This is a genomic window from Paenibacillus sp. FSL R10-2199 (assembly GCF_038000235.1).
GTDB classification, from domain to species: domain Bacteria; phylum Bacillota; class Bacilli; order Paenibacillales; family Paenibacillaceae; genus Paenibacillus_AQ; species Paenibacillus_AQ phytohabitans.
This window is the reverse complement of record NZ_JBBOBO010000002.1, coordinates 1,101,857-1,127,232: the sequence shown is the minus strand read 5'-3', so window position 1 is coordinate 1,127,232 and position 25,376 is coordinate 1,101,857. Positions and strand designations below refer to the sequence as shown.

Annotated in this window: 23 protein-coding genes and 1 tRNA gene; 14 read left to right on the top strand and 10 right to left on the bottom strand. The window is 53.2% G+C overall.

The features are described 5' to 3' along the window. Positions 1-56 precede the first annotated feature (56 nt). Entirely contained in the window at positions 57-1,601 is a 1,545-nt protein-coding gene (locus NYE33_RS32670; protein ID WP_341069468.1) for a leucyl aminopeptidase, read from the top strand. Between the two features lie 112 nt (positions 1,602-1,713). Here the strand turns inward: NYE33_RS32670 and NYE33_RS32665 are convergent, their stop codons facing one another. The 4 genes from NYE33_RS32665 to NYE33_RS32650 all read right to left on the bottom strand — a co-directional run bounded on the left by NYE33_RS32665 (position 1,714) and on the right by NYE33_RS32650 (position 4,431). Continuing rightward, complete coding sequence (locus tag NYE33_RS32665; protein WP_256704057.1) at positions 1,714-1,845, bottom strand: hypothetical protein; 132 nt, start codon at positions 1,843-1,845, stop codon at positions 1,714-1,716. A gap of 108 nt (positions 1,846-1,953) precedes the next feature. Further along, on the bottom strand, positions 1,954-2,136 hold the full coding sequence (locus tag NYE33_RS32660; protein WP_039301473.1) for a FeoB-associated Cys-rich membrane protein: 183 nt from the start codon (positions 2,134-2,136) through the stop codon (positions 1,954-1,956). A 43-nt stretch (positions 2,137-2,179) separates the two neighbouring features. After that, positions 2,180-4,192 carry a ferrous iron transport protein B gene (gene feoB, locus NYE33_RS32655; protein ID WP_042134496.1) on the bottom strand — a complete coding sequence of 671 codons (2,013 nt, stop codon included), beginning with the start codon at positions 4,190-4,192 and terminating at the stop codon, positions 2,180-2,182. Then, positions 4,189-4,431: a FeoA family protein gene (locus NYE33_RS32650; protein WP_042134498.1), complete on the bottom strand. Its 243-nt coding sequence runs from the start codon at positions 4,429-4,431 to the stop codon at positions 4,189-4,191. Before NYE33_RS32650 ends, feoB begins: the two co-directional genes overlap by 4 nt. 250 nt (positions 4,432-4,681) lie before the next feature. Here NYE33_RS32650 and NYE33_RS32645 point away from each other — a divergent pair, with 250 nt between their 5' ends. From NYE33_RS32645 to NYE33_RS32635, 3 genes are all read left to right on the top strand, one after another. Then, positions 4,682-5,641, top strand: coding sequence for an aldolase catalytic domain-containing protein (locus NYE33_RS32645; protein WP_179093653.1), 960 nt, complete (start codon positions 4,682-4,684; stop codon positions 5,639-5,641). 189 nt (positions 5,642-5,830) lie between these two features. Next, complete coding sequence (locus tag NYE33_RS32640; protein ID WP_341069465.1) at positions 5,831-7,954, top strand: putative bifunctional diguanylate cyclase/phosphodiesterase; 2,124 nt, start codon at positions 5,831-5,833, stop codon at positions 7,952-7,954. A gap of 77 nt (positions 7,955-8,031) precedes the next feature. Continuing rightward, a tRNA-Gly gene (locus tag NYE33_RS32635) sits at positions 8,032-8,105 on the top strand. 196 nt (positions 8,106-8,301) lie between these two features. Here the strand turns inward: NYE33_RS32635 and NYE33_RS32630 are convergent. Together NYE33_RS32630 and NYE33_RS32625 are read right to left on the bottom strand one after the other, a co-directional pair. Continuing rightward, the gene (locus NYE33_RS32630; RefSeq protein ID WP_042134502.1) at positions 8,302-9,657 is read right to left on the bottom strand and encodes a dipeptidase; all 1,356 of its coding nucleotides are present in this window, start codon (positions 9,655-9,657) and stop codon (positions 8,302-8,304) included. A 157-nt stretch (positions 9,658-9,814) separates the two neighbouring features. After that, positions 9,815-10,495, bottom strand: coding sequence for an SDR family NAD(P)-dependent oxidoreductase (locus NYE33_RS32625; protein WP_042134503.1), 681 nt, complete (start codon positions 10,493-10,495; stop codon positions 9,815-9,817). Positions 10,496-10,594: 99 nt separating this feature from the next. Here NYE33_RS32625 and NYE33_RS32620 point away from each other — a divergent pair, with 99 nt between their 5' ends. The 4 genes from NYE33_RS32620 to NYE33_RS32605 all read left to right on the top strand — a co-directional run bounded on the left by NYE33_RS32620 (position 10,595) and on the right by NYE33_RS32605 (position 13,145). Further along, positions 10,595-11,092: a winged helix-turn-helix transcriptional regulator gene (locus tag NYE33_RS32620; protein ID WP_341069462.1), complete on the top strand. Its 498-nt coding sequence runs from the start codon at positions 10,595-10,597 to the stop codon at positions 11,090-11,092. 44 nt (positions 11,093-11,136) lie between these two features. Next, the gene (locus NYE33_RS32615; protein WP_340948984.1) at positions 11,137-12,087 is read left to right on the top strand and encodes a TRM11 family SAM-dependent methyltransferase; all 951 of its coding nucleotides are present in this window, start codon (positions 11,137-11,139) and stop codon (positions 12,085-12,087) included. 84 nt (positions 12,088-12,171) lie between these two features. Continuing rightward, a complete protein-coding gene (locus NYE33_RS32610; protein ID WP_340947495.1) occupies positions 12,172-12,789 on the top strand; it encodes an NUDIX hydrolase in 618 nt (205 codons plus the stop codon). Between the two features lie 200 nt (positions 12,790-12,989). Beyond that, complete coding sequence (locus NYE33_RS32605) at positions 12,990-13,145, top strand: hypothetical protein (protein ID WP_156122990.1); 156 nt, start codon at positions 12,990-12,992, stop codon at positions 13,143-13,145. 98 nt (positions 13,146-13,243) lie between these two features. Here the strand turns inward: NYE33_RS32605 and NYE33_RS32600 are convergent, their stop codons facing one another. Together NYE33_RS32600 and abc-f are read right to left on the bottom strand one after the other, a co-directional pair. Beyond that, positions 13,244-13,726, bottom strand: a complete 483-nt coding sequence (locus NYE33_RS32600) for an ASCH domain-containing protein (RefSeq protein ID WP_341069460.1) — start codon at positions 13,724-13,726, stop codon at positions 13,244-13,246. A gap of 61 nt (positions 13,727-13,787) precedes the next feature. Continuing rightward, positions 13,788-15,725, bottom strand: a complete 1,938-nt coding sequence (abc-f, locus tag NYE33_RS32595) for a ribosomal protection-like ABC-F family protein (protein ID WP_341069457.1) — start codon at positions 15,723-15,725, stop codon at positions 13,788-13,790. A gap of 427 nt (positions 15,726-16,152) precedes the next feature. Between abc-f and NYE33_RS32590 the strand changes: the two genes are divergently transcribed. Further along, entirely contained in the window at positions 16,153-16,530 is a 378-nt protein-coding gene (locus NYE33_RS32590) for a PH domain-containing protein (RefSeq protein WP_039301572.1), read from the top strand. 48 nt (positions 16,531-16,578) lie between these two features. Here the strand turns inward: NYE33_RS32590 and NYE33_RS32585 are convergent, their stop codons facing one another. Both NYE33_RS32585 and NYE33_RS32580 read right to left on the bottom strand, forming a co-directional pair. Further along, a complete protein-coding gene (locus tag NYE33_RS32585) occupies positions 16,579-17,118 on the bottom strand; it encodes a chromate transporter (RefSeq protein WP_039301448.1) in 540 nt (179 codons plus the stop codon). After that, a complete protein-coding gene (locus NYE33_RS32580) occupies positions 17,118-17,696 on the bottom strand; it encodes a chromate transporter (protein ID WP_039301445.1) in 579 nt (192 codons plus the stop codon). The genes NYE33_RS32585 and NYE33_RS32580 overlap by 1 nt, the downstream gene beginning before the upstream one ends. A 281-nt stretch (positions 17,697-17,977) precedes the next feature. Between NYE33_RS32580 and ggt the strand changes: the two genes are divergently transcribed. The 5 genes from ggt (at position 17,978) to NYE33_RS32555 (ending at position 25,283) form a co-directional block, all read left to right on the top strand. Beyond that, positions 17,978-19,522, top strand: coding sequence for a gamma-glutamyltransferase (gene ggt / locus NYE33_RS32575; RefSeq protein WP_341070077.1), 1,545 nt, complete (start codon positions 17,978-17,980; stop codon positions 19,520-19,522). Positions 19,523-19,588: 66 nt separating this feature from the next. Further along, the gene (locus tag NYE33_RS32570) at positions 19,589-20,956 is read left to right on the top strand and encodes an amidase family protein (protein ID WP_042134509.1); all 1,368 of its coding nucleotides are present in this window, start codon (positions 19,589-19,591) and stop codon (positions 20,954-20,956) included. 696 nt (positions 20,957-21,652) lie between these two features. Further along, positions 21,653-23,227, top strand: coding sequence for a PucR family transcriptional regulator (locus NYE33_RS32565; protein ID WP_042134510.1), 1,575 nt, complete (start codon positions 21,653-21,655; stop codon positions 23,225-23,227). Positions 23,228-23,268: 41 nt separating this feature from the next. After that, complete coding sequence (locus tag NYE33_RS32560; protein WP_052421713.1) at positions 23,269-23,889, top strand: NTP transferase domain-containing protein; 621 nt, start codon at positions 23,269-23,271, stop codon at positions 23,887-23,889. Between the two features lie 218 nt (positions 23,890-24,107). Continuing rightward, positions 24,108-25,283 carry a BMP family ABC transporter substrate-binding protein gene (locus NYE33_RS32555; protein ID WP_042134512.1) on the top strand — a complete coding sequence of 392 codons (1,176 nt, stop codon included), beginning with the start codon at positions 24,108-24,110 and terminating at the stop codon, positions 25,281-25,283. The last annotated feature ends 93 nt before the right edge of the window (positions 25,284-25,376 follow it).

Sequence of the window (25,376 nt, the reverse complement as noted above, 5' to 3'; positions counted from 1 at the left end):
ATCAGCCCTGTCTGCGTTATTTGGAATAATACAGTGAGTCAGTGGAGGGATGCAGCATGAATATTGAATGGAGCAGCGGTTCAGAGGCAGCTTCGCTGCAAGGCGATGCCTTATGTTTCATAGTCTCGGAGGCACAGGCGCAGGGAGAAGGACTTTCGGCCGAATGGGCGGAGAGGATCATCCTGTTGTCCAGGGCAGGGTTGTTTAGCGGCAAGCTGGGGCAAATTCACCTGCTGCCGGTGACTGGCCGTCCGGAGCTGCCGGTTGTGATTCTGGCCGGAAGCGGCAATGGCAGCGCATCAGCCCATGACTTGCGGCTGATGATGGCACAGGCCGCCAGGGCGGCTCACAGACTGAAGGCTGCTACCCTGATCGTGCAGATCCCCGATCAGCTGAACCAGCTGCCTGAGGCCCTGAAGGCAGAGACAGCAGGCCAGGTCCTTGTAGAAGGCCTGGTCCTTGGGGCCTACCGCCGTAGACAATACAAGCTGGAGCAGCCGGGCTACGCCGGCTTAAGCGCCGTAAGGCTGCATATGGAGCGTCAGACCGAAGAGTCAGAGGATGAGCGCTGGAAATCAGGCGTGTTGCGGGGGCAGGCTTTTGGGGAAGCGACGAATCTGGCCAGGGACTTAACCAATCTCCCGGGTAATCTGCTGACCCCTTCAGAGCTTGCGGCAGCAGCCATAGAAGTAGCCGAACGCCACGGCCTTCCTGCTGAGGTGCTGGATGAACGTGAGATTGAGCTTAAGGGAATGGGCGGATTACAGGCCGTAGGCAAAGGCAGTGTGAATCCGCCGCGTATGATAGCCATTCGCTATCAGGGAACCAATCAGTGGGAGAATGTGGTGGGGATTGTCGGCAAGGGCATCACCTTCGACACTGGAGGTATTTCGCTCAAAAGAGCTCCTGGGATGGAGGATATGATCAGTGACATGGGCGGTGCAGCCGCAGTACTCGGAGTCATGGAGGCCTTGGGGCGTTTGCGCCCCCGGATCAACGTGGTCATGCTTATTCCGTCGGCGGAGAATATGCCGGCAGGCAATTCTTTTAAACCTGGTGATATTATAACCTCCCTCAGCGGAAGAACGATTGAAGTGCTGAATACCGATGCGGAAGGCAGAGTGGTTCTGGGAGATGCAATCACGTACGCGCGGGAGTGGGGGGCGGAACGGATTATTGATGTCGCCACGCTAACCGGGGCCGTCTTGTCCATTCTGGGCGATGTGGCTACGGGCGCTGTAACGAATGATGAAGAGTTCCTGGCGGAGCTTCTGGAGGCCTCCAGGCTGTCAGGCGAGCAGATATGGGCCCTGCCCGTCTATCCGGAATTCCGCGAGATGCTAAAAAGCGAGGTCGCCGATATCCGCAATGCTGCCGGAAGATACGGCGGAGCTACTACAGCCGGATTATTCATCGGCGAATTTGCCGAAGGTCTGCCATGGATTCATCTGGACATTGCCGGAACGGCATTTTTGTCGAAAGAGCGGGGAGTGAACCCCAAGGGGGCAACGGGTGTGATGGTGCGTACGCTGCTGGAATATCTGCTCCGCTTAGCTCCTGGCTCTGGATTCGAGGCAGATACTGCACAGTTCTCTTCATAAACTTGTTATGACCCGTATGTAGCTAAACAGCCGCAGTCTCCGGATTCCCGGGACTGCGGCTGTTTAAGCTTGGACTATTATTGAAAGAAGCGAGTTTAGTTTGAGTTACATCCTATTTTCTGGCTTTCATCTGTGCAGTAAAGGACTGGACCCCATTCATGATCTTGTCCCGCGTATTCTTATTCTTCAGCAAGTAGGCTGCTCCCAATGCTACCGTAGTAAACAATGTCTTTTTGGTGTTCATGGTAATTCCTCCTTGGTATGGTCTGGCTGTAATTGCTTATAACTAACATACCCGCATGCCAAGGATTCTAAACGAATTGTATTCTTTTCTCTAGAGACGCAGACGGATCTAGTGTTTGGGATCGGCTGTAGTTCCGCAGCAGGACAAAGGTGAATCCAGCGATGCGGCCGAACAGGTTTTGCTTTTGTCACAGCCGGCACAGGCGCCTTCTTTGCCCTTTTGAACATGACGGTACAGCATCCAGCCGGAGTACCCGAAGATAAGCGCTACAATCAGAATATTGACTATCATTGCTGCTCTCGCTTCCTCTCAGTAAATCTTGGACTTGCTGCCTCTACGACCATCCCAACAGCCGGCCGCCCTGGAAAATAACCAGTGACACGGCATACGCCAGTACCAGTGAATATCCCATGGAGAAGAAGGTCCATTTCCAGGATGCCGTCTCTTTCCTGATTACTCCGACCGTGGCCAGGCAAGGAATATAGAGCAGGATGAAGGCCATGAAGCTGATCGAACTAAGCGGTGTGAAGACTGAAGCAATTTGTCCTTCCAGCCCTGCGCTATCCGGCGCATGGTAGATGATATTCATGGTGGAGACCACAACCTCTTTGGCGAGGAAGCCGGGAACCAGTGTGGAACCGGCCTGCCAGGTGCCGAAGCCGAGCGGCTGCAGCAGCGGTGCGATCAGCCCGCCGAATTTGGCCAGGAACGAGTGGTCCATCTCTACATTGAATCCGGCAGGACCCGCGTAGGACATCAGCCAGATAATGACCGAACCGGCAAGAATGATGGTTCCTGCTTTACGCAGGAAGCCTTTGCCCTTCTCCCAGGTGCTGCGGCCTAGTGTCTTGAACTGCGGCATCCGGTAAGGCGGCAGCTCGATGATGAAGATGGAGGATTCATTCTTGAACAGATGTTTGGAGAATAATTTACACAGAATCAGGGCGAAGACTACTCCCATCACATACATCGCCAGCACCGCAGTTGCTTGCCGGGCCGGGAAGAAGACCGCTGCAAACAGCAGGTACACCGGCAGCCGGGCTGAACAGGACATCAGCGGCATAAGCAGTGTTGTCAGCATCCGGTCTTTGGGCTGTTCGATACTGCGCGCAGCCATAATCGCCGGCACGTTACAGCCGAAGCCGATAATGAAAGGGATAAAGGCTTTGCCGTTCAGGCCCATCCGTTCCATCGTGCTGTCCATCAGCAGGCAGACGCGTGCCATGTAACCGGAATCCTCCAGGAAGGAGATCATCAGGAACAGAATGAAAATCTGGGGAACGAAGACAAGCACGCCGCCGACACCGCCGATAATACCATCGACAATCAAAGCATGAGTAAAGCCTGATGCACCGATCGCCTGCAGCAATGAGTTGGCTCCGTCACTGAGAGGGCCCCCAATAAAGCCGTCCAGAAGATCCGATAAAGGTCCGCCTGCCCAGTCAAAGGTCGTTTTGAACATAGCATACATAAAGACGATAAACAGAGGCAATCCCAGAAAACGGTGAGTCAGGATGGAATCCAGCCGCTCCGTCAGATTATGCGGCTTCTGCTTCGTCGCATCGATGGCCGCCGCGCATACACTGCGGATGTAGTCCATGCGGATGGAGCGGATCCATTGCGGGAGGGTAAGCGCCAGCTTCTGCTTTTGCAGCTGGGTCTGGCAGGCATCGCAGAGGAGCATCAGCTCAGAAGTATCCATACGTTTCTTGAGCAGCTCCAGTACTACCGGATTCTGCTCCATCAGCTGCAGGGAAACCCAGCGCAGGTTAGGCAGCCCGGAGATCTGCTGCAGTTGATTTGAAATAGAAGCTATCGTCGCTTCAACGAGTTCACCATAATTCAGATGGAAGCTCACAGGCGGAATATTAGCCGGCTTCTCCAGAACGCTGAGCACCTGGCTGCTGCCTTTGCCTGTTCTGGCAATCAGCGGTAACACGGTTATCCCAAGCTGTGCCTGCAGTACTTCAGGGTTGACCTGAATTCCGCGGGCATTGGCAACATCGATCATGTTCAATCCGAGTACAATCGGCTTGCCGTATTCGAGCAGCTGCAGGGTAAGCAGCAGATTTCGTTCCAATTGTGATGCATCGACAATATTGATGAGTGCTTCGGGTGATTCTTCGATCAGATATTGGGCGGCTACGCCCTCATCGCGGGAGAGCGGATGAAGTGAATAGATTCCGGGTAAGTCGATCAGCTTGCCGGCTCCGTTCTTCAGGCTGCCGACCTTCTTCTCAACAGTAACGCCTGCCCAGTTCCCGACATATTCATACGAAGATGTGAGTGTATTGAAAAGCGAGGTCTTTCCGGTGTTTGGATTCCCTACAAGGGCGATGGAGCTCATGAAACTTTCACCTCAATCATCGAAGCTTCCTTCCGGCGGATAGCGAATAATTGACCGTTGCATTCCAGCGTAATGGGGCCCATAAAAGGACCTTTACCCTTCAGGCGGATCATTACACCTTCGGATACTCCCAGATCGGCAAGGCGGCGGCGCAAGATGGGGTTCATGCCTTCGATTCTATAAATAGAGCCGGTAGTGCCCGGTTGTAAACGCAGCAAGGAGCAGGATGCAGAAGCCATTGTAATCCCTCCGAGAGAGATTGATAATCAATCTCAATTATTTCTTGTACTGTAGCATTTTGTTAGGAACTTTACTGTGACTAATATCATTGTATTGGTCTCCTGAAATCTATATGGAAATTACTGAAATTTTCTTTACAATTTATTCTTCATTAAAGTATGATTGAACGATAATGTAAGCATAGTAAGTTTGTGGCCTTGTTTATTATGAGGATATAATATGAAGCTAAGCCCGAAGGGAGAACAGATTGTGAAGACTAATCATAGCAAAATTGTCGATTGTACCATCCGTGACGGGGGATTGGTGAATAACTGGGATTTCAGTATTGAATTTGTTCAGAAATTATACGCTGGTTTGAATGAAGCCGGTGTTGATTATATGGAAATCGGATATAAAAACTCACCGAAGCTGCTGAAAGGATCGGAGGGTGCCGGTCCGTGGCGTTTTCTGAATGATGATTTCCTGCGCAAGGTTATTCCGCAAAAAGGCCACACCAAGCTGTCGGCACTGGTCGATATCGGCCGTGTAGACGTGAATGATATCCTGCCCCGCAGTGAGAGTATGCTGGATCTGATTCGTGTAGCCTGCTACAGCAAAGATGTGGACAAGGCGCTTGAGCTGGTGCAGACCTTCCACGATCTGGGGTATGAGACTACGATTAATATTATGGCTCTATCCAATGTCATGGAGAATGAACTGCTGGAAGCGTTCGAACAAATCCGCGAAAGCGTTGTTGATGTTGTATATATCGTAGATTCCTACGGCAGTCTGGATCACAATGACATCCATTACCTGGTAGAGAAGTTCAGAACACATTTGCCGGATAAGCGCCTGGGTGTACATACGCATAACAATTTGCAGCTGGCCTTCTCCAACACACTGATTGCAGCGGAAAAAGGTGTCGAACTGCTGGACGCTTCCTGCTACGGCATGGGCCGTGCTGCCGGCAATTGTCCTACAGAGCTGCTGGTTACCCATTTGAAGAACACCAGATACACCCTCCGTCCCGTTCTGGATATCGTTGAGAACCTGATGATTCCGTTGCGCGAGAAGGAAGAGTGGGGATATATCATCCCATACATGATTACGGGAACACTGGACGAGCATCCGCGCTCGGCGATGGCGCTGCGTTCTTCAGCCGATAAAGACAAGGCGGTTGACTTCTATGACAAGCTGACTACACCTGAGGTTAATTTCGGGGATAAATAAACGTCCGGAAGAAGAAAGCACTGACCTCTATTTAGAGGAAGGTGCTTTTTTTCTGCCAGAGATGGCTTCTTTATAATATTGTAGGATGAACGATGTAACTTTACGGGGGTATTCAACCGATATTTATACATAGGACATAATACACATCGACTAGTTATTATAGATATCATTTTTAGACGCGAGGGACTTATGAGACAAGAAGAGAGAAAGACCATTCATGCGGCGGTTATAGGGGCTGCGCTGTTCCTTCTGATCCAGATTTTTCGTACACCGCTGGGCCATATAGAGGATAAAGATTTACTGCTGGCATTCTATCTTATTTCGGGCTGCTGCACTGTGGCTTTCGGCTTTGCGATTTTTGCCCAGGGCAGGTTGTTATTCTCCAATAAATTATCCAAAGCAAGACTTTATACATCCGCGCTGTTTTTGGGTGTAAGCATCTTTGATTTCCTGCATGTTCTCAGTTTTGTAGGCATTCCCGGAGTTGCCTCTTATATTAGTCCCGGACAGTCCCTATGGCTGCTGACCTTCTCGCGGCTTGCCAGTGCGCTGGGGATCGTACTTATCTTCTGCAGGGCAGATCAGCCGGTGTCGGTTGACAGCAAGCACAAGGTATTCCGGAATTCATTTATGTTAATTCTGCTATCTGCGGCAGCGTTTGGCGCCGGCAACCTGATTATCCCTGGACTGGCGGGTTATCCGTGGGTGGAGACAGTAAGAGATCTGGTGAATATGGCCGTGCTTTTCGTTTATCTGCTTGGAGTGGGAATTATTGTATATCCGGGCAAAATTGAGAAGTCGGCTTCGTTGCTGATTATTATCCGCTCCCTTGTATTCTTTGCACTAGGCCAGGTCTTCTTCATGAATCTGTTCAGTGTCGGAGATATGGATTATCTGTTCGGGATGCTCAGCAGCGGAGTGGCTTATTATCTTCTGCTCACAGGTGTCTACAGGTTGACGATAGAGGAGCCCTTTGAGGAGAACCAGCAGGCAGAGGCCCGGATTAATTATCTGGCCTTCCACGATGATCTTACAGGTCTTCCGAACAGACGCCGCCTGATGCAGCGTATGGAAGAGATCGTGATCCAGAGTGAGAAGGACAAAAGCCGCGGATTCTCGGGCCTGGTCATCATGAACATCAATCATTTCAAGAATATTAATGACTCCCTCGGACATTATGCAGGAGATTTGCTGTTGCAGCTGGTCGCCCAGCGGATCGGGAATCAGGTTAGAGTGAATGAAGAGCTCTATAGTATGGGAGCGGATGAGTTTGCTTTTCTGATGACAGAACGGACCGGTCTTGAGAACTGTCTGGTCCGGGCGAATGAGCTGCTGCGGCTGTTCGAGACACCCGTAAGCCTCGAGTCCGGAGAATATCACATTTCGCTTAGTCTGGGGATGAGCATCTTCCCCGGAGACGGTGATACGGCAGAGCAGCTAATTCAGAACGCGGATACTGCTGTGCACAATGCCAAGGAGCAAGGGGTGGATATCCGCCGCTATATTCCGGCTATGCAGATGAAGGCGAAGGAACGCCTCAAGCTGGAGAATGATCTGCGCAGAGCCCTGGAGCGTAACGAATTCTATCTCGTCTATCAGCCTCAAGTACTGCTCGAGACTGAAGAGATTGTCGGCATGGAGGCGCTGCTGCGCTGGAATCATCCCAAACGCGGACTCGTCTCTCCCGTTGATTTCATTCCAATCGCAGAAGAGAGCGGGCTGATTGTTCCAATCGGGGAATGGGTGCTCAGAACGGCCTGCCAGCAGAATAAAACATGGCAAAATGCCGGTTATCGGCCCATTTGTGTCTCTATTAATCTATCGATGCGTCAGTTCCTGCAGCCGAATCTGGCTGGTAAGATTGGGGCAATTCTGCAGGAGATCGGTCTCGATCCCAGCTATGTTGATCTGGAGATTACAGAGAGCATGACACTGGATAAGGAGACTGCCTTTGACCAGTTGAACCGCCTGAAGAGACTTGGCGTATGTATCAGTATTGATGATTTCGGTACAGGCTACAGCTCATTGCATTATCTCAAGAACATGCCGATTGACCGGCTCAAGATTGACCGCTCCTTTGTCTCGGAAGTGATGGAGGACAGCAACAATGCGGCGATTGTCTCCACGATAACGTCCATGGCTCACCACCTGAAGCTTAAGGTAACTGCGGAAGGCGTTGAGAATAAGGAACAGCTGCAATTCCTGCGCCAGCAGCATTGCCATGAAGCCCAGGGGTTTCTGTTCAGCAAGCCGGTCAAGGCAGAGGAGTTCGAACTGTCTTTTCTGAAGCCGCTGCTGGAAATGCCATCGTAATGTGATCTTGGAGATCCTGCTAGGGTTGCAATTTATTCGTAGTAATGCTACAATGTTTCTTGTACTCAATTTGAGTTGCGGGTGTAGTTCAATGGTAGAACTTCAGCCTTCCAAGCTGATAGCGTGGGTTCGATTCCCATCACCCGCTCCATATTTATATTGCAAATCCTTGTCCGCAAGGGTTTTTTTGTTGTTTGTTTTCGTTATACAACAGGCGAGAATAGGATTATAGGGCAGTCATACGTATCACGTATTATGATCCTCAAAAAGCCAGGGTCCCGATTCTCCGGGAGCCTGGCTTTGCTGTTGCAGCTATTGTGGATCAGCTTGGAAATTGCTGTGCCGGATTATACGGTCTTCAGGAACTCCACAATCGTCAGCAGGCCTTTATCGAAATTCTCCAGATTGAAATGCTCATCCGGAGCATGCAGGTTCTCGTCGTCGAGGCCAAAGCCCATCAGAACCACTGGAGCCTTAAGGATGCGGGAGAAGCTCTCCATGATCGGGATCGAGCCGCCGTCTTTGGTGAAGAGGGCGCGGGTGCCGTACACTTTGCCGTAAGCATCTGCAGCAGTCTGCAGAATTGGATGAGAAGGATCGATGTTGAAGGCGCGGGCTTTCTCCATCTGCTTCACATGCACTTTCGCGCCGCTCTGGATATTAGCCTGCAGATGCGCTTCTACAGCATCCAGGATATGCTGCGGATCCTGGTCGCCGACAAGACGGCAGGTAATTTTGGCATGGGCTTCCTTCGGAATAACGGTCTTGCTGCCTTCGCCCTGGAAGCCGCCGTACACGCCGTTCAATTCAAGCGTCGGACGTGCGCCAACCCGTTCTACGAAGCTGTAGCCTTCCTCGCCGTATAATTGCTCCAGGCCAAGGCCTGCTCTGATTTTGTCTTCATCTACGCCCTGCTTGGCGAATTCCTCACGCAGCAGCGGGGAGAGCGTAGGCACGCCTTCATAGAAGCCTTCAACGGACACACGGCCCTTGTCATCATGAAGCGAGCTGAGCAGCGACACCAGGGCATGCAGCGCATTGGGAACGCCGCCGCCGTAAGAGCCGGAGTGAAGATCTGTCAGTGCGGTATTCACAGTGACTTCAAGTGAGCACAGTCCGCGCAGTCCGGTGCAGATTGCAGGGCGTCCGCGTTCCAGCAGGGAGGTATCCGAGACAAGTACGGCATCTGCCGCAAGTTTGTCCTGGTTGGCTTCCAGGAATGGAGGCAGGTTCACGCTGCCTATCTCTTCCTCGCCTTCGATGCACAGCTTGATGTTGACCGGAAGTGTGCCTTCCTGCTTGAGAATGGCTTCGATGGCTTTGATGTGCATAAACACCTGGCCTTTGTCATCAGTGGCTCCGCGCGCGTACAGCTTGCCGTCACGGATCTCCGGTTCAAACGGAGGGGTAGTCCACAGATTCAGCGGATCAACCGGCTGTACATCGTAATGTCCGTACACCAGAATCGTCGGCTTGCCCGGGGCATGAAGATAGTCTGCATATATAACAGGATGGCCTGCAGTGGGATGCAGCTCAATATTGTCCAGTCCGGCACGCTTCAGGGTCTCTACCAGCCAGCCTGCGGCGGCGTTCACATCTTCCTTGTGGGTAGAGATAGCCGAGATGCTGGGAATTGCCAGCCATTGCTTGAGTTCGGTTAGCTGAGCCTCGCGCTCAGTCTGAAAATAAGTTTCGTAAGACATAGTAATTATGTACCTCCTTGGAATCGCTGCATAATGCCGCCAAGACCCGTATCATGCCAGGGCAAGATAACAGGTCCGGACGGCTTAGGTTCGGCAGTGTAATGCATCCATTATACTGGAGATATCATTAGGGATCAAAAAGGATTGTTCAAGCCCCTTACCAGAGGATGGTGGCCGGTGTAACACCTTGGGGGAATGTACCTTCGGCCTCGGTTCCGGCAGCGTACAGATTGTACCATGCATCGGCAATCAGATCCGGATCGGCCGCAGTTCCCGGCCTGATAAATGCGCCGATAGCCAGATGGGCTACATAAATGCCCTGCGGGGCCAGATCCGAGTGCAAATTCATCGCGTAGTTGCGCAGCCCGCTGAGTGCGATTCCCATATTGCCCATCATAGGGATCGGGTACAGGGAAGACAGGCCGGTTGTGAATAAAAGAGCGCCGGTTTTCTTCTCCAGCATCTCCGGCAGTACCTGCTCCACACTGCGGATCGCGCCGATGACTTGTGACTGGAACGCGTCAAGGGCAATTTGTTCCGTAACCTGCGTTGCCGGAGTCGGCGGATAGCTGCCGCTGGTTGGACTGAACTCCAGGACATCAATGAAGCCGTAGTTGTCTTTGATGTCCTGGAAGGCAGCGGTCAGCTGCTCTTTATTGTAGATGTCCGCCGGAAAGGCAGCAGCTTCAATGCCCAGTGCTGCGAGTTTCTCTACTAAATTATTTAATTTGTCCGCGTTGCGGGCGATCAAAGCGGCACGGAAGCCGTGTGCGCCAAACTTCTTGGCAATGGATAACCCCAGACCCGGTCCTGCGCCTACGATAGCGATTGTTTTCATGGTTCACCAGTTCCTTTCAGGTTGTTGATTACTAACAGTAACCATGATAGACTTAGTTAGCTTAAGCGGCAAGAAGGCACTATTAGCTGCTTAGGTTACATGGAGGTAACTACCTTGAACAATCAATCGAATGATGGATTACAAGCAGTCTCTCAACTGACTATGCTGGAGGATTGCGCGGTTACCCGGCAGATCCTAGACCGTGTTGGCGATAAATGGAGTATGCTGATTATTGTGAACCTTGGTGTGCAGTCTTTGCGTTTCAAGGAACTGCAGCGCCGTTCGAGCGGTATCTCTCAGCGTATGCTGACCCAGACGCTCCGCCATCTGGAACGTGATGGGCTGGTCTGGCGCAAGGCCACCCCCACAGTCCCTTTAACTGTAGAGTACGGTCTTACAGCGCTAGGTGAATCTCTTCTTGGCCCGCTGACTTTACTGGTAGAATGGGTGAATGGAAACCGTGGCGAAATCGCCAAGGCAAGGATCAACTATGATAGCGGGCATGAGGATGTTGAACCGGCCGATAGCCCGGAAAAGTTGAGTATAGAATCAGAAACAGAAGCGCCGCCAGCGGCGGAAGCGATAGGAGCGGAATAACAGTGTCAGCGAATGTACCAGCAAGTCTTGAATATGAAGCACAAATGCCCCAGTCCGGAAACAGGTCTTATATCTATACGTACGCCCATTCTGAGGATGAGACATCCCTATGCGGTATGGAGCTGCGCTGCCTGTTTGGACGGGAGATCCCGCCGGCTATATTCTCAAGCGGGACCCGGGTGGACGTCAGCCGCAGCCCTTTTATCAAAGAGCGGATTGATGTGATGTATGAAGGGGACACGCTCCCGGAAATCTACCGGCAGACGGAGCAGGTGGAGCTGGAGGGGAAGACCTTTAAGGTTATTTTTGTGAAGACGAATGATCTGGCACCTGAGCATAAAATTGAATACGATGAGCGCAGAGTGATTGAACGGGAAATCGGCCTGCGGATTGAAGGCGAGGCGGATGTGAATCATCCGGAGCTGGTGTATGGAATTGTAACGCTGGGCGGACGCTGGTACTTCGGCGCTTATCATAAGAATAAGGCAACCTGGTTCCGGCAGATGAAAAAGCCGCGCAGCTACTCCATAGCACTCAGCACGCGGGTGGCACGGGCGGCGGTCAATATGGCGGTTCCCCGCATAGCCGGAGTGAAGATGATAGATCCCTGCTGCGGGATTGGTACAGTAATGGTTGAGGCACTGTCTATGGGGATTGATATTGTAGGACGTGATATTAACCCGCTTATTGCTGCCGGAGCGCGGACGAATATCGCCCATTTCGGCTTCGAGAGTGAAGTCACGCTCGGGGATATTGCCGACATTACGGAGCATTACGATGTTGCTATTGTGGATATGCCTTATAATCTGTATTCGCGGATTACCCCTGAGGAGCAGTTTGCCATTCTCACCCATACCCGCCGGATTGCTGACCGGGTTGTGATTGTGGCGATTGAAGCGATGGATGAAATGATTCACTCCGCCGGCTTCACGATCATCGACCGTTGTATTGCGAAGAAGGGCGCGTTCTCCCGTCATCTGATGCTGTGTGAGTAGCTCTAATATTAATATAATGAATGGAGCTGCTGGAGTTCTGTAAAAGTATGTTCTATCCCATATCTGATTAAAGGCGGTGTACTTATGGAACAGAAATGGTTAACCTGGGCCAAAGAAATACAGGGGATTGCCCAGACCGGTCTGACCTATGCCAAGGATGTATATGATATCGAACGTTACCAGGCGCTGCGGGAGCTGAGCGTAGATATTCTGGCTAACTATACGTATGAGAGCAAGGAACGTATCCGGCTCTCCTTCGCGGGAGAGGGCGGATACAGCACACCGAAAGTGGATATCCGCGGAGTGATTTTTCAGGATAACCGGATTCTGCTGGTACACGAGAAGCTGGACGGGAAATGGGCATTGCCCGGGGGCTGGGCGGACATCGGCTTGTCTCCAAGCGAGGTAGTTGTTAAAGAGATTGCCGAGGAATCCGGCTATCAGGCAGAGGCCGTGCGTCTGCTCGCTGTGCTGGACAAGAAGTTTCACCAGCATCCCCCGGAGCCTTATCATGTCTACAAAATGTTCATCCTGTGCCGGATTACCGGCGGGGCAGCGGAAGCGGGTGTGGAGACAAGCGGGGTAGGCTTTTTTGCCGAGGATGCCTTGCCTGAACTGTCTGAGGAGCGCAATACGGCGGAGCAGCTGCACACACTGTTCCAATATTTACATAATCCTGAAAAGGCAGTAATATTGGACTAAAGTACTGCATATAATAGATGACCAGGAGTATATAAGTTTTAAAGTAGACAAAAATTGGTTAATATTATTTATGTAAGCCTTTGCATTAATCAACCGCTGAGCCTTTATATCTAAAAATTTATCAGAAACACAACTTTTTGGGCCAGGCGGTCTACATTTTTTCCTCTGCTGTGTCGATAACAATTTTAGGAGGGGATCGCATGGAACAAGAAGAGTTAAGACTTCCGCTGACGCAGGAAGGTGTAACACGTCCTGCAGAAGGTAATATTGCCACCGGCCTGGTATGGGGCGTCCTAATCAGTATTCCATTATGGATCTCGGTTATCGGCTGGATTACGGGCATCTGGAAATTTTAAGATTCATCGCTGAAGCTCTAACCTTATACTAACTTGCAACTATACAATGAAGGCTGCCTCTTCGGTTACGAAGAAGCAGCCTTTTTAAGTGCTAGGATTTACAGTTCTTTATTGATATGCACCAGCTTAAAGGTCTCGCAGATGACCCGCATACCCGGGTCGAATGGCTTACCTTCACCCTCAAGTTCTCTGGTGAAAAACACTTCATGGTTGTAGCGCCACGATTCGAGGCTGCGGTCATCCTCCCCTTCAGAATACGCGAACTCAGCCGTTACATCCGCAAACGGAACAATCTCAACCTTCGTAGTCTCGATGATTCCGCGCGGCAGCCCCGTACTGTCCAGCAGCACGGATAGCCCGCCCACAAAGGGCAGAGGCGTACCGTGTGCTTCATTCAATTCATAATTTTGTGCCGTTCCGGTCTTGATCCCAGCCAGGACCAGCTCCAGCAGTTCATCGGCCAGCCGGGGGTTGTCGCCAAAAGCCCAGGCGCTGTCGAAATTCTCCGCTGCCTTAGGATGGTCTTGCAGATAAGACTCCCAGTATTGTGCTATCGCCGGGGTTAATGTCACCTTGCTCACCTCTGTTATGGGATTAGAAATCAGTCTAAAGAATAAATGCAAAAGAATTAACATAAACGAATTAAGAGTTATCCGCTTCGCTTAACCAGCTGCTGTACAAGTCATCCAGCTTCTGCTGCGCGGCATCCCGTGCCGTCATAAGCTCAGCCAGCTTCCCGGAATCGCTGGCAAACTGCGGGTTCAGCATCTCGCCGTCGATAACACTGAGCTGAGCCTCTGCAGCAGCAATGTCCTGTTCCCAGGAGATGGCTGGACGGGGCTTGCGGGAAGGAGCGGCGGATGCGGCACCACCGGATGGGCGGGGCTTAATGACGGCAGCAGCCATACTACCTGCTGCAGCTGCAGCCTGCCGTTCGGCAGCCGCGGCTTTCTCAGCCTGCTTCTCCTTGTAATATTCATAATTCCCGGAGAAGGATGAGAATTGTCCGCCATCAATATTCCATAGCTTTCCGAAGCAGCGGTTAATGAAATAACGGTCATGCGATACAGCCAGCACGGTCCCGGGGAACTCCTCCAGCGCCTCTTCCAGCGCTTCGCGGGAATCGATATCGAGATGGTTGGTCGGCTCATCCAGAATGAGCAGATTCGGACGGCGGTGCATCAGCACCGCGAAGCGCAGCCGTGTCCATTCTCCGCCGGAGAGATTGGTGATGTTCTTGAATACATCACTGCCGTAGAAGAGAAACCGGGCCAGCTGCCCGCGGGCCTCGCCTTCTTCAAGTCCTGCTTCCTCGCGGAAATAACGGAGCACGGATTGGCCGTTCTCCTCCGGTACAGCTTCCTGGGCCAGGTAGCCGACAACGGCTCTGGAAGCCAGCGTACAGCTGCCGCTGTCCGGGGCTTCCTGCCCGAGAATAATCCGCAGCAGCGTGCTTTTGCCTGCGCCGTTGCCGCCGATCAGTGCCGTAGTCTCTCCATATCTGAGAATGTCACTGGCTGCCGAGAAGAGCTTGCGCTCTCCGAAGGCTTTGCTAATCTGGTCAAGGATTACGACCTGATTGCCGGTCCGGTCATCCTGCTCCAGCTGCAGATCCATGGACTTGCGCTCCAGAACCGGACGTTTGACTCTGACCATCCGGTCCAGCGCCTTCTGCATGGAGGCTGCGCGGCGGGGGAACGAAACGTTCTGCGGATTCAGCTTTCCCCATTCAATCAGCCGCTTGATGCTCTCCTGCATCTGCTTAATCTTCTTCTGCTGCTCCTGATAGTCAGCGAACTGCTGCAGGAGTCTGGCCTCCTTCTCGACCTGATAGCCGCTGTAATTCGTATGGAAGGTGAAGGCTTCCCCGTCTTCGATCTCAATGACCTTCTTAACGACGGCATCAAGGAAATAACGGTCATGGGAAATGGCCAGCACAGTGCCGTCATAGCTCTGCAGGAACTGCTCCAGCCATTCGATAGCATCCATATCGAGGTGGTTGGTCGGCTCATCGAGCAGCAGAATATCTGGACGGCGCAGCAGCAGCTCGGCGAGGCCAACCTTGGTTTTCTCCCCGCCGGAGAGGGAAGAGAACCGGCGGTCATACTGGCCGCTTCCAATGCCAAGGCCGGTGGCAATACGGCTGATGGAGGATTCAATTTCATATCCGCCAGCGGCTTCGAATTTCTCCTGCAGGTTGCCGTATTCCTTAAGCAGCCGGTTCCAGGCCTGTTCATCGTCACTTGCACCGGAAGCGGACATTGTCTGCTCCAGCTCCCGCAGGCGGCGCTGCCACTGCAAGGGCTCCGCGAAGCTGCGCTGCAGAACCGCATATACGGTTTCATCGTCACTCGCCTCCTGGATCTGCGCGAGCAGTCCGATGACGCTGTTCCGGCGGATGGAGATCTGTCCCTGATCGGGACGTTCTTCCCCGCTCAGCAGATGGAAAAGGGTGGTCTTACCGCAGCCGTTGCGGCCGATCAGGCCGATTTTTTCGCCTTGGCGGATATCGAAGGTGATGTTCTCCAGAACAAGCTGGGCACCGTGGTATTTTTGGACATTTTGGCATGAGATGATCATAGATATTCTCCTTTTATAGGAACGCCCTGACTACTACAAAACAACATAAAAAGGCCGCAGGGAAATTTCCCCGCGGCCTGAGTATTCTCCGGTTTATGAGATCCGTTGAAGTGTAGGCGAGAAAGGCATTTCACAATGTTGTAGTGTTATTAAGTTCGTGTAAATGGACAGAGTTCTCCCGTTGTGGGCATTTACATGAACGATGCCAGCCATAATATTAATCAGCCGGCTGCTAACACTATTGGTCCGATTGTGATCCATTCTCCTACACCTCCTTTTCTAAATTTAAAGTCATTTTAACCAATAAGCCGGGAATAAGCAAGGGGGAAATCCCCTTACTCTGGTATAAATCCATAAATCCGCAAGTAGTATGGACTATGGCGGAGGAGGAATTGCTGCCAATCTATTATAGGAAAAGGGGATTATGATGGCGATTTTTAACGGATTGCTGGGCAATGCTTCCCAGGTCCCGCTGGAAGATGTGAAGCGGGAATATGCGCAGATTCTGGCCCCGCAGGAAACGATCGAACGCGCCTACAAGCTGATCCGGGATATGTTCATTTTTACGGACAAACGCCTGATCCTCGTAGATAAGCAGGGGGTGACCGGCAAGAAAACGGAATATCATTCGATTCCCTACAAAAGCATCACCCATTACTCGGTGGAAACGGCCGGACATTTCGACCTCGATGCGGAGCTGTGCCTCTATGTGTCCGGTGCGGCGGTCCCGCTGAAGAAAACCTTCAACAAGTCCGTCAATATCTATGAGGTGCAGGCGGTGCTGTCGCAATATATTCTGAAGTGAGCGTCGGCTGCGGAGAAGGTTGTCAGCCAGGGGGAACGTGAGAGTCAGCTAGACCGTGTACTGCAGCACCAGCCCGCCATAGGCAAAAGCAGCGAGAATAACCAGCGCGGGGTGGAGCTTTAAGTGCTTCAGCGCCCAGAAGGCTATTGCGGCAATGATCAGGGTCTGCCAGATGCCGATGGAATCTGCCGGGCCTTTGGCCATTTTGAAGGTAAGCACAACCATCATAATGGCGATAACCGGCTGGACAAGCAGCGTCATGCCTTTGACGACAGGCGACTGCTTGTATTTCTGCATCACGTTCAGCAGGATGATCAGCGCAGCAGCGGAAGGGACAATCGTCGCCAGCAGTGCAGCGGCCAGTCCGGGCCAGCCATAGACATCGTAGCCTACATAAGCAGCGATTTTGGTGGCAATCGGCCCAGGCAGCGCATTGCCGAGCGCCAGCATATTGGAGAATTCTTCATCGGTCAGCCAGCCGTAATGCGGCACAATCTCTTCGTACATTAGCGGAATGGAGGAGGGGCCGCCGCCGTAGCCGAGCAGGTTGGCCATGAAAAAACCGTAGATCAGCTTGAGCCATTCCATTAGGCGGTCCCCCCTTTGTTCTGTTTCGCGAGTATCCGGTAATGGACCGTTCCATAACCGAGGTATAGCACGATGACTATGGCTGGATGCAGATGCAGCACTTCAAGCAGCACCAGGGCAAGCAGCAGGAAGCCAGCCCCGATCATTACACCAAGGCCCTTAAAAGCCTTACGGGCAAACTCATAAGCCATCATTCCCAGCATAACCGCAATCACAGGGGAAACCGCAGCAATCATTCCGGCTACAACCTTGGAACCGCTTAAGTAATTTACGGCAGATAACAACGCGATCATCGCAATTCCGCTGGGAAAGATATGTGCCAGCACGGAGAGGATGGCTCCCCGGACGCCTTTTAGCTTATAGCCGAGGTAAGCGGCCATTTTGGTAGCGATCGGACCCGGCAGCGCATTGGCAATGGCAAGCGTCTCGCCGAACTCCTCATCGCTCAGCCAGCCATAGCGGGTTACGGCATCATGCCGGATCAGCGGGATGACGGACGGTCCGCCGCCATAGCCGAGGATGCCTGTTCTGGACATAGCCATAGCAATCTGGATGTATTCGTTACCGGTAGTTTTCATTAGAGGATAGGCCCCATTTCGTAAGTGGATTCCGCAGCGCGGAATGGTGCTTGGCCGCTTGATCAGCTTATTCTATACAATTCATATGCCCGGTTCTATATTACAGGCTCTTATAGACGTAAATTTTGTGCATGGCTCACAAAAATAACAGCGTGAATTTACGGTTTCCCGGAACCGATTGACAAAGGTTTCGAGCGTACTGTTAAATGACACTAACTTGAACGACATCGGAATGGGAGATGGTCAGCTTGACGACAGGACCTGTAATCGGCACGAAAACGATGGTGGTCAGTCCCCATTATCTGGCATCCGCCGCCGGAGCACGGATGCTGGAAAAAGGCGGCAACGCCTATGATGCGGCGGTTGCAGTCAGCGCCGCGCTGGCTGTAGTCTATCCACATATGACCGGGCTCGGCGGCGACGCCTTCTGGCTGGGCTACAGCGCCGGTGAAGGGCGCGTCCGGGCCTACAACGGCAGCGGACGATCCGGCTACGCCGTCCGCAGGGACTGTTACGCGGGGGAGATGGCCATCCCGCGGCGGGGTGTACGCAGCGCCATTACGGTACCCGGAATGGCGGACAGCTGGGAGGCCGTCCAGCGTGAGTATGGACGGCTGACCCTGGCTGAGGTGCTGGAGCCGGCAATCGGCTACTGCGCCGATGGATTTCCGCTGTCACCGGACCAGCACGGTGGCAGCGTTCTGGCCGGAGCCGCGCTGTCTCCTGAGGCAGCGGCGATCTATCTTCCCGGCGGCCGGATTCCGGCGGCGGGCGGGAGGTTTGTGCAGCGGCAGCTGGCCGGGACGCTGCGGGCCTTGGCCGCCGGAGGCCGGGATGCTTTTTATAAGGGAAAGATCGCGGAAGAGATAAGTGAGTATATGCAGGCGTCGGGCGGATATCTCACCCGGGATGATTTCGCCGATCACCGGGGGAACTGGGAAGAGCCGCTGTCTACGGACTACCACGGGCACAAGGTCTATCAGGTTCCGCCCAACTCGCAGGGCTTCACAGCACTTATGGCACTCAATATACTGGAGCGTTATAACTTTGCCGACATCGGGCACGGCTCGTATGAGTATTATCATCTGCTGGCGGAGGCGCTGAAGCTGAGCTTCCGTGACCGGGACCGGGTGCTGACCGATCCGGCCTTCAGCAGGATTCCGCTGGATCAGCTGCTGGATAAGGGGTATGCAGCACAGCTGGCGGCATCCATCTCCCCGCAGCAGGCGCTGGCTATCGGCAGTGAGCCGGTCGGCCGGGATACGGCCTACGCAGCAGTCGTGGACGGGGAAGGCAACGCGGTTTCGTTCATCCAGAGCCTGTACTTCGAATTCGGCTCCGGGGTTGTGGCCGGAGATACGGGGATTCTGCTGCAGAACAGAGGCTCTTTCTTCTCGCTTGATCCCGGTCATATTAATACGCTGGAGCCGCATAAGCGCACGTTCCATACACTGATGCCGGCGATGGCCTGCCGGGACGGCAAGCCTGCCTATCTCTATGGCACGCAGGGCGGCGAGGGTCAGCCACAGACCCAGACGCTGCTGCTGACCCGGATGCTTCATTACGGTATGGACCCGCAGACGGCAGTGAATGAACCCCGCTTCGTCTGGGGCAGAACCTGGGGAGAGCCCACCCAGGAGCTGAAGATAGAGAGCCGGGTGGCAGCAGGCGTGCAGGCCGAATTGGCAGAAGCGGGGCATCTGGTCCGTGCGGTCGGAAGCTATGATGGTGTTATGGGCCATGCCCACGCCATCTCGATTGACGGCAACGGCTACCGCAGCGGCGGTACGGACCCGCGTTGTGACGGTTCAGCCATCGGCTGGTAGCGGATTAACGGTAGCTGTAAGGAAACAGAGGCACCCGGTCCGTCCGGGAAGAAAGGTGGGAACAGCATGGCTCTACATAATCATCACGGTGCGTTCAGAGTTCCGGAGCTTGCGGTTCCCGGCAGCGGACACGGAACTCTGTATGGCTTAAGCTTCACCGTTAAAGATGTATTCGCGGTAGCCGGACACCGTTCATCCGCCGGCAACCCGGACTGGCTGCGCACCCATGAACCGGCGGCTGCCCATGCTCCGGCTGTGAGCAGGCTGCTGCAAGCCGGAGCTGCGCTGCGCGGGGCGGCCCATACGGATGAGCTGATGTACAGCTTGGGCGGGGAGAATTATCACTACGGCACCCCGGTGAATCCGCACGGGGAGGGCCGGATACCCGGCGGCTCGTCTAGCGGTTCAGCGGTGGCGGTGGCCTCCGGCAGTGTGGATTTTGCTTTAGGCACAGATACCGGAGGCTCTGTCCGTGTCCCTTCTGCCTATTGCGGTGTATACGGCTTTCGGCCAACGCATGGAGCGGTTGATATAGAGGGTGTAATCCCGCTGGCCCCGGGGTTTGATACGGTAGGCTGGATTGCAGGCAGCGCGGAGTTGCTGCTGAAGGCTGGTGAGGTGCTCTTGGGACAGCCCGTGAGCGTGGAGGATCAGCCTGGTGAGATCCAAATGGGCAAGCAGACGGATGCTCAAACCGGTGAGCCAGCCGATATGAGGAACGGTATGAGGAACGATATGAGGAACGGTAGGCAAGCCGAGCCGCACAACATTAAGCCAAGCGGTACGCAAACCGGCAAGCAAACCGGCAAGCAAACCGACAAGCAAACCAATACGCACAGGCTGTCCCGGATGTTCATCCCGCCGGAATGCTGGTCATTAGCCGGTCAGGAGTGCGGCGGCTATCTGAAGCTGGGACTGAATAGGCTTCAGACAGGTTCCGCATTGCAGACTGCCGTGATGGAGATTGCCCCGGAAGGCTTGAAGACATGGATGGATGTCTTCCGTGAACTTCAGGGCGCCGAGATATGGGCAACGCATGGCGCGTGGATTGAGCGGGAGCGGCCGGTCTTCGGACCGGATATTGCCGCCCGGTTCACTTGGGCGGCGGGGCTGGCCGGAGCGGACCACAGCGGGGCCCGCTCCTTGCGCAGGGAGTTCACGGAGCGGCTGCGGGGGCTGCTCGGGAATGACGGCTGCATCGTCATCCCGACCGTGCCCGGCCCGGCGCCGCTGCGCGGCGGAGATCCCGCGCAGCTGGAGCTGAACCGCAGCGGCGCCATGATGCTCAGCTGCATTGCCGGACTGGCCGGGCTGCCGCAGGTTACACTGCCGGTGGCGGGACCCGGCGGCCTGCCGCTTGGACTGTCCATTATCGGCGGGTATGGGCAGGATCTCGAACTCCTGTCATGGGTGCAGGAGGAATGGGAGCGGTGATACTCTGAGTACTGGGAGAGTAAGAGAGTAATAGAGGAATAAGAAGAATGTGCTGACCATGTGGACGATACTTAAGCAAACGGGCAGCCGCAGAGTGAACCGGACTCAGAAGACCCTATTTTTCCCAAAAACCTGTTATTCTGCCGGTTGCGGACTCAGGAGCCCTTATACTCTGATTTGGAGCTCAAAATGAGGAGAAAGTGGTTACTTAAGGGCATCTGTGTCCGCATAACCTGTGAAATGCTGTAATCCGTCCCGATAAAGGCTCTCCAGTCCGTAACGCTTCACGGCTATCGGTTTCAGACCTTTAGCTAATTGGCCAAACCGGTGTTATTGCCGCCGGATCATCCTGGAGGCAGCGCCAGCGGCTGCGTACAGCCCAAACATAAGCCATATTAATATGGCACTACACATAGAGCAAGCTCTAGTTCTCCCTGACGGAGAATCAGGGCTTTTTTCATATTGAACATCCTATCAAAATCTTTACTGAGGCCTTACAGATGGCCATTCACCGATAATTTGGTTTTTTACCAGCAACCCAATCGTTAAAATTCTGTGACTTACGTGATATTACCTAACATTCATGGTTTATATTTTCACTTTCCTCTTTCCATGAAGGGTCATTTTATCTATAATGTTACATAAAGTAACATAAAGAAGAATTGAAGAAGATGAACCTATAGAAGGAGGGATGGCATGCATCTTACGGTTGAAGAAGCGTTGTCCATTTATCCTTTATCTGAAGCGAAACTCATTGCAGGCTCCAAAGGGAAACACAGGATTGTCAAATCCATCAACGTGATGGATGCCCCGGATATCTCGGATTGGATCAAAGAAGGGGAAATGCTGCTGACTACCGCCTATCTGATCAAAGACAGTCTCGAGGATGCCTCGGCACTGCTGCAGACGCTGAACCGCCGCGGATCGGCGGGTCTTGGCATCAAGCTGGGCCGTTTCTGGGATGCGGTGCCGGAGAAGCTGATTGCCGAAGCGGAAACGCTGAATTTCCCGCTGATTGAGCTGCCGTTCCAGTTCACCTTCTCCGATCAGATGAACGGCTTGTTCCGCGCCGAACTCTCGCGCAGCACAAGTGTGCTGCAGGCCATTATGGAGAAGCAGCGCAAGCTCATGCGCTTCGCCCTGCGTTCCGGGCGCAGCCGTCCGCTGCTCGAATCGGTCTCTGAGGTTATCGGCTATCCGCTGGCGGTGATCAGCGTCCGGGGCGCTACGGTCTTCAATAACTCCGGTTATTCCGACAGCCAGCTGCTGGAGGGCTGGCCCTGGCAGAACCGGAATCAGCGCTTCCGCATGGGTGAGTGCTCGGGATACCGGATTCCTCTGATGCAAGGCGAGAAATGCTCGGGTTATCTTCTGTACTGCAGGATTGATCCATTGCTGCTGCCGGTCGAGGAAAGCCTGTTCATCCAGGGTGCTGAACTTATTTCATATCATATCCATGCCGGGTTTGAGGATTATTTCGAGCATGCCGAGCACCGGGAATTCAGCGGGCTGCTGCGGCGTTGTCTGAACGGCGGGCTGTCGTGTGCGGAGCTGTCCCAGGCGGCGCTTAAGCTGGATGTGCAGCTGCTGCAAGCCCCGTTCCAGCTTCTGCTGACCGACGTAGCCGCTGCTGGGGAAGCAAGGCAGGCTGAGCTGCTGCGGCTGAAAGAGGAATATCTGGAGCATCCGGTGCTGCATGGGCTGCAGGCGGTTCATTTGATAATGGAAGAGGGATTGCTCTCCCTCTATCCGGCAGGCCCGCTAGCCCCGGAGCAGTTCCGGGAGCTGATTAATGAATGTTTTCACAATCTGAAGTTTGATAAAGGCTATTATCCGCGGGCTGCCGTCAGCGGGGTGAAGGTGAAGCCGGAAGGGCTGAAGGAAGCTTTTGCCGAGATTAAGGAATGTATGGGGGTGGTCCAGCAGTGGGGGGCACACGGAAATGTGGTGCATTACCGGCAGCTTGAGCTCCATCTGTTGCTGAACCAGATCCCGGCGGAGACGATGGAGAGATACTGCAGCGGCAGTCTGCGCGGTCTGCTCAGCCGTGAACCGGAATACGTCAAGGAAATGCTCCATACGCTGGAGGTCTATCTGGATAATGACGGCCATGTGAATGAAACTGCGAAGAAGCTGTTTATCCACCGCAATACCGCCACTTACCGGATTGAGAAGCTTAGTGAGCTGCTGGATGTCGATTTCAAAAAAATCAATGATCTCATGAGGCTGAAGCTGGTATTCCTGTTCCGCAGAATGCTGGAACGTGAATAGCTGTAGTATGCCTACAAATTAACGGAAGGAGTGGAGTGCACTTGAAAGTAGCCGGAATCTATCTGGCGGCAAGCCGGAGCAAGGAAGCAGTTGCCGGGAGTGGTTCTCTGAAGCAGCCGGGTGGAATAACGCTTGGAGCAGCCACGCTAAGTGAGCTGGAGCGGTGCGGTCTTGATCCGCTGATTGTGGTGGTCCGGGCAGATGATCCTCTGAAATGGATGCCTCCCGCCAGTTCCCGGAGCAGCAGACGTACGGAGACCTGCCTGACGGCTCATTTAGGGCTGTCCTTCTCTCTCCGTTGCGGCCTGAATGCCATTTCATCGCTGCAGCCTGATGCCGTTGTCATCGCTCACGCGGATCAGCCGTTTATTCCTGCGGCGCTGGTGAACCGGCTGACGGATGCCTTTGAGCAGAATCCCGGACTCGACTATGTGGCAAGCATAAATGAAGGTGTGGTGAATCCCCCTGTGCTGTTCGCACAATCTGTGTTTCCGGAGCTTCAGGCACTGGACGGCGATAGGGGGTTATCGGCTATTTTTCATTCTCCCGGCTACAAGGGAATGATGCTGCAGAGTGATTCCGAACGGGATTTCACGGATGCGGAGCTGCCGGTCAGCTTTGGGGAGATTCGCAGAGAATGGAGTGTGCCAAGGGACAACTGACAGCAAAATCGCCATTTTCCAAAATTATGTTAGGGAATATCACATATTTTAAGCATAATTCAAGGTATCCTAGTGCACAAAACACAAAAACGACAGCGATTCTTATAAAATGACACAAAGCTATGTTATATAAATTTACGTAACTGCTGTGTCTCAGTATAGTAGAGATACATTAATGGCTGGAGCCATTAGGAGAGATATCCTGGAGGAGGAGAATTATGAAAAGAAGGGGTCAGGGATTTAAATTCAGCCTGGTAACCATGTTCCTGTTAGCGGTGGTTCTGACGGGGTGCGGCAACAACAATACGGCGCCCGACACGAATGGGGCGGCTACTGAGGCGCCTGCGGCAACGAATGCGGCAGCAGCCACAGAGGCAGCGGCAACAACAGAGCCGGCAGCAGAGAAGCCGACGGTTGCTTTTGTATACATCGGGCCTCCGGGTGACGGCGGGTATACGTATCAGCATGATCAAGGCCGCCTATACATGGAGAAGGAATTGGGCATTAAAGCGGATTTCGTGGAAAATGTACCGGAAAGCGCCGATGCGGAACGCATCATCACTGAACTCGCCCAGAATCATGACATTGTCTTCACCACAAGCTTCGGATATATGGATTTCACCTTGAACGTAGCCGGTAAATTCCCTAACGTGAAGTTCCTTCATGCCTCCGGTTACAAAACAGCCGATAACATGGGTACTTACTTCGGCAAAAACTATCAGGCAAGTTATCTGTCCGGTATCGCGGCAGGCAAAATGACGACAAAAAATCATCTTGGTTATGTTGGAGCCTTCCCGATCAGCGAAGTTATTTATAACCTAAATGCTTTTACCCTGGGAGCACAAAGTGTAAACCCTGATGTCAAAGTGGATGTAGTATGGACCAACACCTGGTATGACCCTGCTACTGAACGTCAGGCGGCAATCAGCCTGCTGGATAAAGGCGCAGATGTTCTGCTGGCTTACCAGGATTCACCGGCTACGCTGCAGGCTGCTGCAGAACGCGGAGCTTTTGCCGGAGGAAATGACTCTGACATGAGCAAATATGCACCGGACAACTATTTGACCAACCCTGTATGGAACTGGGGCCCTTATTACGTAAAAGCCGTTCAATCCGTTATGGATGGAACCTGGAAGAGCGAGCAGTACTCCGGTGATATGGCCGATGGTATGGTTGAGCTTGCGCCGTTCGGCAGCAAGGTTCCGGATGATGTGAAGCAACTGGTGGAAGATGCCAAAGCCAAAATCATCAGCGGAGAGCTGGATGTATTCACCGGCCCGATCTCGGACAACAAAGGAAATGTAGTGGTTCAAGACGGCCAAAAGCTGACGCTTGAAGAAGTGCTTTCCATGAACTGGCTGGTTAAGGGTGTAGAAGGTACCATCCCGCAATAACAGCAGCTTTGAATTGAATACAGCACGGCCTTATGGGTGGGGCGGGTTCCGTATGTCGGAATCTTCCCCACCCGTACTACAACTATAAAGGAA